General features: G+C 59.9%; 12 protein-coding genes. 2 read left to right on the top strand and 10 right to left on the bottom strand.

The genetic code is table 11. From position 1 onward, the window contains the following. Window positions 1-128: 128 nt before the first annotated feature. From FHS09_RS21755 to coxB, 4 genes are read right to left on the bottom strand one after another with little or no spacing between them, the layout of a single operon-like run. Complete coding sequence (locus FHS09_RS21755; RefSeq protein ID WP_183463907.1) at window positions 129-1,019, bottom strand: cytochrome c oxidase subunit 3; 891 nt, start codon at window positions 1,017-1,019, stop codon at window positions 129-131. A 6-nt stretch (window positions 1,020-1,025) separates the two neighbouring features. Continuing rightward, window positions 1,026-1,757, bottom strand: a complete 732-nt coding sequence (locus FHS09_RS21750) for a cytochrome c oxidase assembly protein (protein ID WP_221192190.1) — start codon at window positions 1,755-1,757, stop codon at window positions 1,026-1,028. A 14-nt stretch (window positions 1,758-1,771) separates the two neighbouring features. Then, window positions 1,772-3,322 carry a cytochrome c oxidase subunit I gene (gene ctaD / locus FHS09_RS21745; protein ID WP_183463905.1) on the bottom strand — a complete coding sequence of 517 codons (1,551 nt, stop codon included), beginning with the start codon at window positions 3,320-3,322 and terminating at the stop codon, window positions 1,772-1,774. A gap of 20 nt (window positions 3,323-3,342) precedes the next feature. Continuing rightward, the gene (gene coxB, locus FHS09_RS21740) at window positions 3,343-4,485 is read right to left on the bottom strand and encodes a cytochrome c oxidase subunit II (protein ID WP_183463903.1); all 1,143 of its coding nucleotides are present in this window, start codon (window positions 4,483-4,485) and stop codon (window positions 3,343-3,345) included. Window positions 4,486-4,854: 369 nt separating this feature from the next. On the opposite strand from coxB, the gene FHS09_RS21735 reads away from it, so the two are divergent. Both FHS09_RS21735 and FHS09_RS21730 read left to right on the top strand, forming a co-directional pair. Continuing rightward, window positions 4,855-6,189 (top strand): MATE family efflux transporter, encoded by a 1,335-nt coding sequence (locus tag FHS09_RS21735; RefSeq protein ID WP_246395237.1) that lies wholly within the window; start codon window positions 4,855-4,857, stop codon window positions 6,187-6,189. A gap of 92 nt (window positions 6,190-6,281) precedes the next feature. After that, complete coding sequence (locus FHS09_RS21730) at window positions 6,282-6,941, top strand: hypothetical protein (RefSeq protein WP_183463901.1); 660 nt, start codon at window positions 6,282-6,284, stop codon at window positions 6,939-6,941. A 159-nt stretch (window positions 6,942-7,100) separates the two neighbouring features. Here the strand turns inward: FHS09_RS21730 and FHS09_RS21725 are convergent, their stop codons facing one another. The 6 genes from FHS09_RS21725 to ligD form a co-directional block, all read right to left on the bottom strand. Continuing rightward, complete coding sequence (locus tag FHS09_RS21725) at window positions 7,101-9,827, bottom strand: TonB-dependent receptor (RefSeq protein WP_183463899.1); 2,727 nt, start codon at window positions 9,825-9,827, stop codon at window positions 7,101-7,103. 412 nt (window positions 9,828-10,239) lie between these two features. Then, window positions 10,240-10,431, bottom strand: coding sequence for a hypothetical protein (locus FHS09_RS21720; RefSeq protein WP_221192189.1), 192 nt, complete (start codon window positions 10,429-10,431; stop codon window positions 10,240-10,242). A 30-nt stretch (window positions 10,432-10,461) separates the two neighbouring features. Beyond that, a complete protein-coding gene (ku, locus tag FHS09_RS21715; RefSeq protein WP_183463895.1) occupies window positions 10,462-11,547 on the bottom strand; it encodes a non-homologous end joining protein Ku in 1,086 nt (361 codons plus the stop codon). Then, window positions 11,540-12,328, bottom strand: coding sequence for a non-homologous end joining protein Ku (ku, locus tag FHS09_RS21710; protein ID WP_183463893.1), 789 nt, complete (start codon window positions 12,326-12,328; stop codon window positions 11,540-11,542). Before ku (FHS09_RS21710) ends, ku (FHS09_RS21715) begins: the two co-directional genes overlap by 8 nt. Then, window positions 12,328-12,513: a hypothetical protein gene (locus tag FHS09_RS21705; protein WP_183463891.1), complete on the bottom strand. Its 186-nt coding sequence runs from the start codon at window positions 12,511-12,513 to the stop codon at window positions 12,328-12,330. The genes ku (FHS09_RS21710) and FHS09_RS21705 overlap by 1 nt, the downstream gene beginning before the upstream one ends. An 18-nt stretch (window positions 12,514-12,531) precedes the next feature. Continuing rightward, window positions 12,532-15,090: a DNA ligase D gene (gene ligD, locus FHS09_RS21700; protein WP_183463889.1), complete on the bottom strand. Its 2,559-nt coding sequence runs from the start codon at window positions 15,088-15,090 to the stop codon at window positions 12,532-12,534. Window positions 15,091-15,353 lie beyond the last annotated feature (263 nt).

The raw sequence follows: 15,353 nt of genomic DNA, 5'->3' as shown, positions 1-15,353 counted from the left end.
TTTTATTGTGCTCTCTTTTCAATTCGGGCGCGGGGGGGTTATAATAACTAATCCCGTCTCTCTGTCGGCGGGGCGGGGGGCCCCTATCGGGCCCGATCGCGCCAAACGGCCGCTCCTACAACAATTCGTCAGGCGCCGAGTACGTAGACGAAAATAAACAGGCCCACCCAGACCACATCCACAAAGTGCCAGTACCAGCTGGCCGCTTCGAAACCGAAATGATCGTCCGGCTTGAAGTGCTGGGCGATCACCGAGCGCAGCAACATAATCAGCAACATGATGGTACCCATGGTCACATGGGCGCCGTGGAAGCCGGTCAGCATGAAGAAGGTGGTGCCGTAGATACCGGATTCCAGGGTCAGGCCCAGGTGCTGGTAAGCCTCGTAATATTCCTCTGCCTGGAAGAACAGGAATAGTGCACCCAGAGCAACGGTGGCGGTGAGCCACAGGTTAAAACCGGTGCGCTTATTCTTCTTCAGGAACACATGGGCAATATGCACGGTGACACTGGAGGCGAGCAGGATTACCGTGTTGATCAGCGGCAGGTGCCAGGGATCGATAATATCTTTCGGGCCGACAAACCGGGCCGCGTCGCCGTTGGCGGCGGCGTCCGGAGTCACCATCAGCGGCCAGGTGTTTTCGAAACCCTGCCACAGCATATTGGAGCTTCCGCGATCGCCCTCTCCCCCCAGCCAGGGCAGGGCGAAAGTGCGGATATAGTAAAGGGCTCCGAAGAAGGCGGCGAAGAACATCACCTCGGAAAAAATAAACCAGCCCATGCCCCACACATAGGAGCGCTTCAGCTGCTCACTGTTCAGGCCGGCCATATTCTCCTTGATGACCGCGGAAAACCAGAACCAGAGCACCGTCGCCAAGGCCAGGGCGCCGGCGAAGAAAATATAGGCGCTGCCGCCGTTGATCCAATTGGCGGCACCAAAGGCGGTCATAAACATACCGATGGTGGCGAATATGGGCAGCCGGGACTGCTCGGGCACATAGTAGCTGCTTTCACTGGCCATAGTTTTTTATCCCTCTCGCTGGGGGTCGGATTTGTTGTTATTGCCTGGAACCTGAATCTGTGGCTTCAGGGCGGATGCAGAGTGCAAGATATTGGCGTCATAGTGGATTTTCCGAGGGAGTGGCGTATCCGCGATTACGGCCGACTGAGGAAAATTCGCTATGGCGTCAAGAGCTTGTGCTCTGCGCCGCAATGAAGCTACAGATTCAGGTTTAACTCTTTCCGTGACATCGAACAGCGTATAGGAAAGGGTGATGGTATTGACGCTCGGCGGCAGGTCCGGATCGACGATAAAGCGCAGCGGCAACTCCGCGCTCTCTCCCGCCTTGAGTATCTGCTGGTTGAAGCAGAAGCACTCCGTTTTGTGAAAATACCCCGCGGCCTTGAAGGGCACGAGACTCGGTATCGCCTGGCCGACCATGTCCCGGCCGGTGGGATTCGCGGCCAGGAAGACGGTGTCCGTCGCCTCTCCCGGGTGTACCTTCATTGAAACCACACTGGGCTTGAAGCTCCAGGGCATGTTTTCGTTGTTGCTGGCAAGGAACTGCACGGTGACCAGCCTGCTGCCGTCCACCGCCGCGGGCACCGCCTCGTAGCGGCCGCCGGTCTTGCCGTTGAGGCCGGTAACCTCGCAAAAGGCGTCGTACAGCGGCGGCATTATGAAAACGGCGAACACCAGCATGCCGGCGGCGAGCGCCAGCATCTGGACCGTTACTTTTGCGTTTTCACTCCACCGCATCGATCACAGCCCCGTCAACGCACGGCCGGCGGTGTGCTGAAGGTGTGGTAGGGAGCGGGCGAAGGCACCGTCCACTCCAGCCCCTCCGGATTCTCCCAGACCTTGTCGGTGGCCTTCCTGCCGCCCTGCACCGTGCGAATCACATTGAACAGGAACACGAGCTGCGCGGCGCCGAACAGGAAGGCGCCCATGCTGGCGATCTGGTTGAAATCGGCAAATTGCAGCGCGTAATCGGGGATCCGCCGCGGCATGCCGGCGAGGCCGACGAAATGCATGGGGAAGAAGGTCAGGTTGAGGCCGATGAATGCCAGCCAGAAGTGCACCTTGCCCATGGTCTCGTTGTACATGTTGCCGGTCCATTTGGGCAGCCAGTAGTAAACGCCGGCGGTGATCGAGAAGATGGCGCCGGGCACCAGTACATAATGGAAATGAGCCACCACGAAATAGGTATCGTGGTACTGGAAGTCCGCCGGTGCGATCGCCAACATCAGCCCGGAAAATCCGCCGATAGTAAACAGGATCACAAATGCCACCGAAAACAGCATCGGTGTCTCGAAGCTCATGGAGCCGCGGAACATGGTGCTGACCCAGTTGAACACCTTCACCCCGGTGGGCACGGCGATCAGCATGGTGGCGTACATAAAGAACAGCTCACCGGCAATCGGCATCCCCACGGTAAACATATGGTGCGCCCACACAATAAAGCTCAGGAAGGCGATGGACGCGGTGGCGTACACCATGGAGCTGTAGCCGAACAGCGGCTTGCGCGCGAAGGTGGGAATGATCGCCGACACGATTCCGAACGCCGGCAGGATCATGATGTACACCTCCGGGTGACCGAAGAACCAGAACACATGCTGGAACAGCACCGGGTCGCCGCCACCGGCGGCACTGAAGAAGCTGGTACCGAAGTGGATATCCATCAGCATCATGGTCACCACGCCGGCCAGTACCGGCATCACGGCGATCAGCAGGTAGGCGGTAATCAGCCAGGTCCACACGAACAGCGGCATCTTCATCAGGGTCATGCCCGGCGCGCGCATGTTCAGGATGGTGGCGATGATATTGATCGCGCCCATGATCGAACTGGCACCCATGATATGGATGGAGAAGATGAAGAAGGTCACGCTCGGCGGCGCATACTCGGTGGACAGCGGAGCGTAGAAAGTCCAGCCGAAGTTAGGCGCACCGCCCTCCATGAACAGCGTGGAAGCCAACATCGTGAAGGCGAAGGGCAGAATCCAGAAACTCCAGTTATTCATACGCGGCAGCGCCATGTCCGGAGCGCCGATCATCATCGGGATCATCCAGTTGGCGAGGCCGACGAAGGCCGGCATCACCGCGCCAAACACCATGATCAGGCCGTGCATGGTGGTCATCTGGTTGAAGAATTCCGGCTGCACGATTTGCAGGCCGGGCTCGAACAGCTCGGCGCGGATCACAAGCGCCATGCAGCCGCCGAGCAGGAACATCGCGAAGCTGAACCACAGGTACATGCTGCCGATGTCCTTGTGGTTGGTCGTGTAGAGCCACCGCTTGAATCCAGGTTGAGGACCGTGTGCCATACTGAATTTCCTCTCCGCGCTTACTGCTTATTCTTAAAATTGAGAATGTCGATGGGCTGGACCGTATCGCCCATGTCGTTGCCGAAGGCGTTGCGCTGGTAAGTGATCACCGCCGCCAGGTCCACCTCGGAGAGCTGTTCGCCGAACGCCTGCATCGCCGGGTTTTTCTGCGAGCCGTTGATCACCATATTCAGGTGGCCCTCCAGCGGACCGGTGGCGATCTTGGAGCCAGCGATGGCCGGGAAGGCGCCGGGTACCCCCTGGCCATTGGGCTGGTGGCAGGCGGCACAGGTGCGGTTGTAGACTTTCTCACCCTGGGCGTAGAGTTCGTCGAAGGTGAAAGTCTTCTCGGTGAGTTCCCTGGCCTTGGCCGCGGCCTCGGCGCGTTCGCCCAGCCAGGCGGTGTACTCCGCCTCCGGCACCGCCTTGACCACAATGGGCATAAAGCCGTGGTCCTTGCCGCAGAGTTCGGCGCACTGGCCGCGGTAGATACCGGGCTCTTCGATGCGGGTCCAGGCCTCGTTGATAAAGCCGGGGATGGCGTCCCTTTTCACTGCCAGCTCCGGTACCCACCAGGCGTGGATTACGTCGTTGGCGGTCATCAGAAAGCGGATCTTCTTGCCCACCGGCACCACCAGCGGCTCGTCCACTTCCAGCAGGTAGTCCGGACCTTTCGGCAGCTGGTTGTCGATCTGTGCTCGGGGGGTGGAGAGGTTGGAGAAGAAAGAGACATCGGCGCCCAGGTAGTCGTATTTCCACTTCCACTGGTAGCCGGTGATCATGATATCCAGGTCGGCTTCCCCGGTGTCGTAGATATCGTAGAGGGTCTTGGTGGCGGGAACGGCCATGGCAACCAGGATCAGGGTGGGAATGATGGTCCACACCAGTTCGACCGCGGTGCTCTCGTGAAACTGCGACGCCCGATAGCCCTTGCTCTTGCGATGGCGCCACATGCTGTAGAACATCACCCCGAACACCAGTACGCCGATGACCACGCAGATCCAGAAGATCAGCATGTGCAGGTCATAGGTGGTGCGGGATACCTCTGTTACTCCCTGGGTCATGTTGACCCCCCAGCGCTCCGCCCCCTCTTCCGCCAGCGCGAAATGGGCCGGGACCGAGGTGGCCAGCAAGGCGAACAGCCGATTGAAGCCTCTCAACATCGCCTACAGATCTCCGTGTGTTGCGAGTCTCCGTGCGGAAACTCGTTATTCTTATCTTCAGCCGTCGGCCGTCACGGATAACTGGAGTCCCCCCGCCGCCGGCATGCCAGCCGCAGAGAAATTCCACACAAAAATTGTGGACATGCTGTAGTAACACAAGACTACATACACTGGGCGGGGAGAAGATTCCCCGCGATACTGCCGTCAGTGCAACTTGTTATTCTAATCAAAGATTTTTTACTTCAGATGTCGTCGTCCGGAAGGGTCAACCAACAACCTGTTACTTATTTGTCGCATCTACTGCACGGCTAAAAGGAACATATCGCCGTCGAAAAGTCAATTAAACCGCCAACCATAAGAACGTTCTACATGCAGCAGTCACAGGTAGCCGAGCAGCCCCATTCCCGCGTCTGGGGCCTGGCCTGGCCGATGATCCTGAGCAATATCTCGGTGCCCCTGTTGGGCGCGGTGGACACCGCGATCCTGGGCCATCTGCCCTCCCCCGAATACCTTTCCGGCGTGGCCATAGGCGCGAGCGTGATGTCCATGCTGCTGTGGGCCTTCGGGTTCCTGCGTATGGGTACCACCGGCCTCGTGGCCCGCGCGGGGGACGGCGGCGAGCAGTGGCTGATGCGCGCCCTTGGGCTGGCCCTGGTGCTGGGCCTGGTACTGTTGCTGCTGGCCTCACCACTGCTGCCGTTCATAGTCCGCTGGATGAATGCCAGCGAGCAGACCGGGCCCCACGCGCTGGCCTATTTGCAGATCCGCCTGTGGAGCGCGCCGCTGGCGCTGGCCAACTTCGCCCTGCTGGGGTTCTTTATCGGCCGACAGGACAGCCGCGCGCCGCTGTTTATCCTGCTGGCCGCCAACGCCCTCAATATCCTGCTGGATTTAGTGTTTATCGTCGGCCTGGAACTGGGTGCCCGCGGTGCGGCTATGGCGACGGTGTGCGCGGATATCTCGGCCTTTGTACTCGGCCTGCGCCTGCTGGGGCGCGTCGAACCGGCGATATTCTCCAGGCTCGTGCGCCTGTTGTGCCGGCCGGACTTTTTACCCTGGCGCGACCCCGCGCCCTGGACCGAACTGTTGCGCATCAACGGCGATCTGTTTGTGCGCACCTGCCTGCTGCTGCTCACCTTTACTTTTTTCACCGCCCAGGGCGCCGCGCAGGGAGATGCGGTGCTGGCAGCCAACGCGATTCTGCTGCAACTGTTGATGATGACTTCCTACGCGCTGGACGGCTTCGCCCACGCCACCGAGGCCCTGGTGGGTGAGTCGATCTCCAGGAAATCGCCGAGGCTTTTTCATACCACAGTGCGCAGCGCAGGCACCTGGGCGTTGGCCAGCGCCGCGGCCATCACCGCTATCTATGTAGCCGGCCAGCCGCTGATACTGCCGCTGTTTAGCGATATCCCGGCGGTGCTCGAGCAGGCGGAAGGGGTTTACTGGTGGCTCTGCGCCCTCCCCCTGGTCGCGGTTTGGAGTTACCAACTGGACGGAATCTTTATCGGCGCCGGCAGGAGCCGGCAGATGCGCGACACCATGTTCGTGGCCACCGCACTGGTTTTCTTTCCTGCCTGGTGGGTCACCCGCTCCTGGGGCAACCATGGCATCTGGTTCAGCCTGTTTTTGTGGACTGGCGCTCGCTCTATAGGTCTACTACTTTTCTATCGCTACTACACTTCAAGCAAATCCTGGACGTAACTGGAGCGACGGTACAAGGCAATCTTTTTTTCGCGTTATGCGGTGCTGCGGAAGAACGGAAAAGGGGATTCCACCGTTCGACAGTGGTAACGATGTACGATGACTATCAGATCATGCGGAGATGCATCGATCGCGCGGTTACCCTGGAGCGACACAGCGGGCGCTTCTGCCGCGCGCTCAGACGCTCGCTTCCCGGACTGCACCGCAGTATTCGCCTTCCCCGGGGCGACGGCCCCAAACACCTCACCGGTTTTGTAATCCGTTATGTCCAGGCTGTGCCGGATTGGCTCCAGCGGCTGGAAATCCTGTGCGGGGCAGCCGGACTGGACCTGACGACCGTACGCGAACTGATCCGCTGCGCCTTCGCCCAGCCACCGGAGCGACACCCGGAACATACGGGCCTGGGGGCCTTGCTGGACGAGGCCTACCTGGCGCATCGCACCCTGGAGGAGATCAACGACCAGCTGCAGCCCGCCTGTGGAACCCCGCTCCTGCCCATGGACCCGATGGTGGCCAACCTGGTGGTGCGCGAACTGCTGGGCGAGGAGTTCGCGGCGGAACTGGACGCGATCAGCGTGCGGATCGGCCGCCGCTTCAGCGGCCTGCAACTGAGTCCGGACAGCCTGGTGGCGCTGGTCCTGTGCAAGCATCGCTTTATCGAGACTCCGGGGGTGTGGCCGGACTTTGCCGGGCGGCTGGACATCGCCCTGCGAGTGCCGCTGGCGACGCCGCAGGTGGATACCTCCCATTGATGCGCTCCGCAGAGCATCGTCAGCGCCGGGCGGCGATTGCCTTGACCAGCTCGGCTTTGCTCATGCGGCTGCGGGGACATCCAGCCAGCGACCGTTCTTGGTCGCTGGCTGGATCAAGTTCTTCATTCGCTTTAAACAGTTCCTAGTGTGGTGTAAGAATTAGAAGTTAGCGCGTAAGCCTAATGAGAAGCGTGCGCCAGTTGCGCTGTAGTCCAGTAGCCGCTCCTTATAGATGGAGAAAGAGCGCGTTTTCTCATCGGTCACATTGATCCCCTCCGCATAAATAGTGAGGCGATCGTTTATGTCATAACTCGCACTCAAGTCTACCTGGCCGTAGGCTTCGACCATTTCTGCCTGGCTCTGCCTTCCGATGGCCCGCGCCAGGTATTCATCGCGCCAGTTATAAGCTGCGCGTAGTTGAATACCATTGGCTTCATAAAAGGCTATAAAGTTTGCAGAGTCAGACAGGCCTTCCAGCGCAAACTCTTCAGGTCTTGTAATCGGGTCGAAGTCATCGTCGGACTCAACGATGGTGTAGTTGGCCTGCAGGCCAAAACCATTGCTGAAGTTATGCAACGCCGCAATCTCAAACCCGGACACGGTTGCCGATGCCGTATTGCGTGCCCGCGTCACCTGGAATTCACCAAACGGATTGCCCGGCAGCAGGTCTTCCGGCAAGGTGGTCTGGGACAGGAAATTTTCAGCTTTTTTGACAAAAGCGGCTGCACCGACATAACTCGCGTCGGAGTAATACCAGGACCAGGACAAGTCGTAGTTGGTTGATTCAAATGGTTCCAGTTCAGGGTTACCGCCAGACGCCGTGCTGGCGCCCAAACGCCCCACATACCCGCCCAGGCCGACGCCAAGTCGGGTCAGGGTCGGTCGAGACATGGTTTTAGACGCAGAGAAGCGCGCTACATGCTCGTCATTGACATCAAGCTTCAAATTAAGCGATGGTAATACATTGCTGTAATCATGCTTGACGGTCACAATTTGAGGATCCGTAAATCTCAAATCAAGCAGGGTTGGGTCGCTCTCTACTTGGGTGATATCTGTCAGTACCGAGGTAAAACCGGTTGAAGCAACATCAGTTTGCGCATAGCGAACGCCCAGGTTACCGGAAAGCGCCATGTCGCTTATTTCCGCATTGAAGTCCAGCTTCACGAAGGCTTCGAGCACCTGCTCATCGACTTCGTGCTCGCTAGTTCGATTAGCTCGGGGGAAGGGATTGCCGGAACGCTTAAGCAGCTCCGCTTCTGCCCGTTCTTCTGGTGAATCCGCAAAAACTCTATCCAGATGCTCAGTTGACCAGAGATATTCGGCATATTCGATCGGATCAAAAGTGAACCAGGTTGATGGAACCCCGCCATCCAGGAAACTACCTTGGCTAACGGCGGTAAACAGTTCATCCGGTAAATCATAGCCATATCCGGCGAATATGCCCCCTTCGGTGGTCCCAGTATCACTGCCGCCTTTTGTCCGGTCAGAACCGTAAATGCCAAAGCTGACCTTCTCAAAATTCTCGAAAGGCAAATGGTAGTCCCCATCGAGGCTAAACTGGCCAATGCTGTCTTCGTTAAGACCGCCGCTAAACCAAGTTTGATGGCTGCGCAGATCTGCCGCGCTTATACCCCTATCGAGACTGATCCTCGGGTATTTTCCCCCATTGGTATAGTCATACCGTGGGTTGGCCGCTGGCGAACCGACAATGACAAATTTGCCACGGCCTCGATTATCATTTTTGGCATCCGAATAGGATGCATCAAAATCAACGATAAAGTTTTCCGTTACATCCCATGCCAAATTGACACCCACCTGCCGGGTTTCTGTTGGGCGACTGAATTCTTGCTGAACAAAGTCCGACGCCAAGTCAAACTCACCGTCGTAGGAGTATGCAAGCAGAGTATTATTTTTGTCCGCAGTGACGGAATCGAAGAACTCCCCCCAGTCATGGGTCCAGTTAGCGCTGGTCATCACGGATGAGTCGACGACAAACTTGGAATACAGCAGGTCCACGGTCATTTCAATGTCATCGGTGATCTTCGCCTGGAATACACCAGTACCGCCAAGGCGTTCACGCGTTCCGATATCACTGAAAAAGTCCATGTTCCTTGGAACGCGCAACTTGCTAAAATCAGCGTCACCTACCTGGCTGGGAACATAACTCAAGTCCCGCTCCATCCAACCACCGGTACCAGCATTGTCTACACGGTACTTTCTTTCAGAATAGGTGGTAGAGATCAGGAAACCGAAGTCCTCATTAGAAACGCTATAGACGCCCGACATCTGTGGGAAGTGATCCTCAGCCAGGGTGTCATAGGTATCTTTTACACTAAAAGCCGTTTTAACTCCGTCAAAATCCATCGGTTTTGCCGTGCTCAAGTCGATGGTGGCCCCGATACCGCCTGTAACCAGGCCTGCTGTACCAGCCTTGTAGGCATTGGCACCACTGATTACCTCTGCGGCCAATACATCGAAACTGAATTCTCGACCGGCGTTTTCTGTTGCCAGTACCCGGCCGTTGTAGAGCACCGCGTTAAATTCCGGCCCGAACCCACGCACCGTCAGGAAGCGTCCCTCACCCCCACTCCGGTTGATTGAAATACCGGTGATGCGTTGAAGGGATTCCGCGACGTTCTGATCGGGAAATTTTCCCAGGTCCTCACTGGCAATGCCGTCAACGATTGAGTCAGCCGCGCGCTTCTTGTCCAGCGCTCGCTTGTTACTTCCCATAATGCCAACGACTGACACTTCCTCCAGCTCGCCGGCTTGATCCGTTACATATTCCTCTAACTGCATCGCCAGGGACTCACCAGGAATTGCGGCAAAGCCACCTGAGGTAATGAGTGCCATAACTGCTGAGAGTTTATTGTTCTTAAATCTCATTCTTGCACCTTCTAATAGTTAGAAACTAGTTCGATCAGACACAAGCAGCAAGGTAAATCAAGATTTGGCTTTATTAAAATTCCGCCGACAACCTCATCATTACTGTTGGTAAAATGATCGGCCGGTTGGACTGCATTCAATTCAGGGTTTATTTTCCGCAACCCGGGGTCACTCTAACAAAGCGAAACTTCAAAGGAAATATATATACGATAAATACCATATATGGGTCAGAATTTGGAGCGAGCCAGGACAGCAGCAGTTTTTGGAGCGTCGTCGCGGGTAAACCTCGAGGATTTTCTGCGCCGCAAAATTGTCGCTTGGCGCGCCATACCATCGGCGTTTTTCAAGATAGTTGTCGCCTTTTTCGTTACGCGACGACTTTATTCTGGCTCTTCTTTTTGTGGGTTCAGTGCTACGGCGACGCCCCTTTGCCGATTTTCAGCTCCAGCAGTTTGAAATAGCACTCCATACGTTCCAGGTAGGCGTCGACAGGGCACCGCGAAAAGAGTTTATCCCGATAGCAATCGAGTACCTCCGTGTCGATTTCCAACAGCGCGAGCTGGCGCCTATTGGCTCGCACAAGCCGCTGGTGAACACCGTTCATTAACTTTGTGCCGGCTTTTTATCAGCATCCTCAGCGCCGGGTGGCGATTGCCTCCACCAGTTCGGCCTTGTTCATTCGGCTGCGGCCGGGGACATCGAGCTTCTGGGCGCGCTCATACAGCTCGTCTCGCGAGAGTTGTTTCAATTCCGTGCGGCGGCCCTTTCCCCGCCGGGCCGACTTGCCGTTACCCTTTCCGCCGGCCTTTGAGGGCGCGCGCCGGCCCCGGCCCGTCTCTCCGGGCGGGCGCCCCTCGGCGAGGCCCTGTTTGAGCACCTGCATCAGGTCGATCACCTCGCCGCCCCGCTCCAGTTCGGCCTCCGGCGCCTCTTCGTCCAGCTCGACCACGTCCTGGCCCCGTGCCAGCTTCTCCTCGGCGCGCTCGATGATGCGCTGGCTCTGCAGATCCTGTAGCGCCTCGCGTTCGAACGTCTCGCGGCTGAGCGCGGCGATGGCTTTCTCCATGGCCTTCACGCGCCGCTTATCGGGCGCCCGCTCCCCGGGCAGGCCGATCTCCTCCGGTGAGCGTATCTCTTCGGCGAAGCGCAGGGTCTCGGCGCGCAGGATGCCCTTCTCGGCGATGATCGCCACCAGGTACTCCTTGCCGCGCATGACGAAAGTGGCGATGCCGGCACGCCCGGATGCCTCCATACTCTCGGCCAGCAGGCGGTAAGCCTTAGTGGCACCCTTATCGGGGGTCATCAGGTAGGCCCGCTCGAAGTACATCGGGTCGATCTCGTCGAGGCCGACGAAGCGCTTGAGGTCGATCTCCTGGGATTTCTCGGGAGCCAGCGATTCGAGTTCACGATCCTCAATCACCACGAATTCGTTCTTCTCGATCTCGTAGCCGCGCACCAGTTCGTCGTTGTCCAACGCACGCTCTTCCTTCTCGCAGAAGTAGCACCGCGTGAGCGGAGTGCCGTCGCGATCGACCATGCGCAGCGATACCGGCTTGGGGCGGTTGGCCGGGTAGAGGTTCACCGGCAGGCTGACCAGACCGAAAGTGATGGTGCCCGACCACAATGAGTGAGGGCCGCTGGGGTGGAAGTGCTTTTTCTCTTTGCGCTCCGCTGCCTTGTTCTTCGACTTCTTGTCCTTCGACTTGCTCTGGCTAGGCACGCTTTCGCTCCTTCTTCAGGCTGGCCTCAAGGGCCTTGGACAGATCTTCGGAGGGCTCGGGGCGACGGAAGGGGGTGACCTTGACGCTCTTGCCCTGCCGCTTGGCCTCGATCAACTCCAGCACCCGGGCGCGGTATTCATCGTGATATTCCTCGGGTTCGAACTCGGCCTCCAGCATGCCGATAAGCTGGCGGGCCATATCGAGTTCCCTGGCATCGAGCGCTTTGCCCTTGGGGGGCTCCAGGGCGTCCATCGGCACCACCTGCTCCTCGTGGCGCAGCGACATCAGTATGGGTACGCCGCTATATAGGCGCAGGGCGCCGACATAGGATTTCTTGCGCATGACCCAGCGCGCCAGGCCCTCCCGGCCGCTGTGCTCGAGCGCCTCGGCCAGGGCGAAATAGGCTGATTCGCTGCCGTCCGGGCCCAGGTAGTAGGGACGGTCGTACCAGCGGTGGTCGATCGCCTCAGGCGGCATGAAGCGGATGACTTCGATATCGCGCTCCGACTCCGGTTCCAGCGCATCGAGTTCCTTCTGGTCGAACATCACCAGGCTGCCTTCGCCGGTGCGCCCTTCGATAACATAGCCGCGACGGGTCTCGGCGTAGGGGACTATCTCGTCTGTCTCGGGGTTGACCATGGCCTGCTTCACCGGCGAGTGATCCTTTGCGTGCAACAGCCGAAAATGCACGCTGCGGTCCTGCACCGCCGAATAGAGTTTGACGGGAACTTTCACCTCGCCGAAACGGATCACGCCCTTCCATATCGCCCGCGCGGTCATCAGACGTCCTCCCCGTAACATTGTGGACACACCGTCTCGCGATTCTCGAAGCGCTCCACCACGCATCCCGGACAAACGGCCCAGTCGCAGTGGAGACAGTGATAGCCCGCTTCGTGGTGGAATGCGCGCAGGCAGAACTGGCAGATCTCGGGGCCGGATTGCAGCCACCAGGGTGCTTCACTCATATCACCTCCCGTTTGCGGTCATTGCACGCCCACCGATTCGAGCAGCCCGGCGTCGAGCGGGCGGGCCGCTTCCCTGAAGCCGGCCCAGGGGTCCCGGCGCAGGGCCGCGAGCCGGCGGGGCAGGTTGCCGACGTTGTAGCGGTCGGCGCGCAGCGCCGGGTTGAGCTCGTCCCAGCGGATGGGCACCGCCACCGGGGCGTTTTTGCGGGCGCGCACCGTGTAGGAGGCCACCGCCGTGGACCCGCGGCCGTTGCGCAGGTAATCGATGAAGATGCGCCCCTCGCGCCTGGCTTTGGACATATTGGCCGTCAGCCGCTTGGGGTCCTCCCTGGCGTGCTGTTCGGCGACGGCGCGGGCGAAGGCCTTGGCCCGATCCCAGTCGGCGTCGGGTTCCAGCGGCACCACCAAGTGCAGCCCCTTGCCGCCGGTGGTGCGCAGGAACGGCGTGAGCCCCAGCGATTCGATGCGCTCGCGCAGGGTCCTGGCGACGCGCAGGACCTCCCGCCAGGCGATGCCCTCGTGCGGATCGAGATCGAACACCAGGATGTCGGGCTGCTCGAGATGATCGATGCGGCTGCCCCAGGGGTGTATCTCCAGCGCGCCGGCCTGGACCAGGCCGACCAGGTCGGCGGCGGACTCGACATAGAGGTACTCCTTGCTGCCCTCTTTCCCGGGCACATCGACCCGCGGCACCCGCTGGGGAATGGCGGCGCGGGGATGTTTCTGGAAAAAGCACTCTCCGTCGCGGCCCTCGGGGCAGCGCAGCAGCGCCAGCGGCCGCCGGGCCAGGTGCGGCAGGACCCAGTCCTGGATCTGCTCGTAGAAGCGCGCCAGGTCGAGTTTGGTCAGTCCCTGGTCGGGAAACAGCACCCGGTCGGGGTGCGTCAGGCGTACGCCGAGCAGTGACGTCTCGCCCTTGCGGGGACCGATGCCGGCCTTGCGGCGGGGTTTGCGATCTTCGACCTCCCCGTTGCCGGCGGCCAACTCCCTGGCATTGGTCATGCGTATTTCCCGGGGGTCGCGGTCCTCGCGCAGCCCGTGAAACACCGGGTGGCGCGGGCGACCGTCCCGGGTGCGCTCGGTGAACTCCGCCTCGATCACCAGCTCGGGGCGCACCCAGTGCACCGAACGGCTGTCCGGCACGGCGCCGTGAAAGGGCGAACGATCGATTTCCAGCGCCTGCAGGGTCTCGCCCAGGCGCTCCAGCAGGCGCTGGCTGAAGCCGGTACCGACGCGTCCGGCGTAGACCAGCCCCTCGTCGCCATAGGCGCCCATCAGCAGCGCGCCAAAGCCGGAGCGCGCACCGCCCGGGTCGGTATAGCCGCCGACCACGAACTCCTCCCGCTGGCTAACGCACTTGACCTTGACCCAGTCGCGGCTCCGCTGCTGTTGGTAATGGCTGTCGGCGCGCTTGCAGACGATGCCCTCGAGCCCCATCTGGCAGGCACGCTCGAAGAAAGCTGCCCCCTTTGTTTCGAGATGGTCGGAGTAGCGAATGGTGCCGCCCTTCATACCGGCGGCACCGAGCAGCGCCTCAAGGGCGCGTTTGCGTTCGAGCAGCGCTACGCCGGCGAGGTCGTATCCTTCGAGATAGGGCAGGTCAAAGACCTGGTAGATGAGATGGGCGGTGCGGCCGCTGGAGAGCGCCTCCTGCAGCTGACCGAAGCGGGTGATGCCCTCCCTGTCCATCGCCACAACTTCACCATCCAGCAGCGCCGAATACACCGGGAGCGTCTCCAGGGCCTCTGCCAGCTCGGGAAAACGGTCGCTCCAGTCCTGGCCATTGCGGGTGATCAGGCGAACCTCGCCGCGCTCGACGCGGGCCAGCAGGCGGTAGCCGTCGAGCTTTATCTCGTAGATCCAGTCGCCCCGGGAGGGGACTTCGCGGGCCGCGGTGGCCAGCTGTGGCTTGATCCCGCGGGGCAGCTTTGCGCGTCGGGCGCCGTCGAGTTCCGACGGATCGGGAGGGCCGGGAGAGGCCGAAGTCTCGGCGTGGCCCGAGGTCCATGTGGTGTCGCGATCCTCGGCGATCTGCGCCATGCTGCGCCCGCTGGCGATACTGCTGTCTTCGTCGACGCTGAGCGAGGCATCCATGCGCGGCTTGTCGTCGTGGCGCTTGATCATCAACCAGTTGCGCCCCTGCCTGTCCTGATTCTTGCCGGTCATGCGGGTCAGGACCCAGCTTCCCTTGAGTCGCTCGCCGTCGAGCTCGATATCGATGCGATCCTTTTTCGGGCGCCCCTTGACCCGCCAGGTGCCGCGATCCCAGAGCATCACGGTGCCGCCGCCGTAGGCTTTTTTGGGGATTACGCCTTCGAAGTCGGCATAGTCGAGGGGGTGGTCCTCAACCTCCACCGCCAAGCGCTTTTCGCCTGGTTCCAGGCTCGGACCCTTGGGCAGTGCCCAGCTTTTGAGAACGCCATCCTGCTCCAGACGCAGGTCGAAGTGATCGTGGCTCGCCGCATGCTTGTGCATGACGTAGAGGCCCCCCGAACCCGAGGCACTGTGCGCCTCGCCCGCGGGTTCGCGGGTGCGTGTGAAGTCGCGCTTGCGGCGATACTCCTCGAGTCTCTGCATCCACTCGGCCCGGCGGGCTTTTTTCAGCTCCCATTTTTTTAAGCCTAGTTCCGCCGGGTTCAAGCGCCAACGCAGCGGCTCCTGGAACTGATGCAATTGACCCCGTGGGAGCCTGCCCTGCAGGCGAAAAGGCGGTGGCACATAACAACCCTGTTGTTCGCCTGCAGGGCAGGCTCCTGATATGGATTGACTTGTCAACTATTGGCACTGCATTTTCCGTTGTTCCTCTCTGTCAGTGGCTTCGGGTCAGGACATGAAAGGCT

It is taken from the genome of Microbulbifer rhizosphaerae (assembly GCF_014191725.1).
Taxonomy (GTDB): domain Bacteria; phylum Pseudomonadota; class Gammaproteobacteria; order Pseudomonadales; family Cellvibrionaceae; genus Microbulbifer; species Microbulbifer rhizosphaerae.
This window is presented reverse-complemented; position numbering and strand designations above follow the sequence as displayed.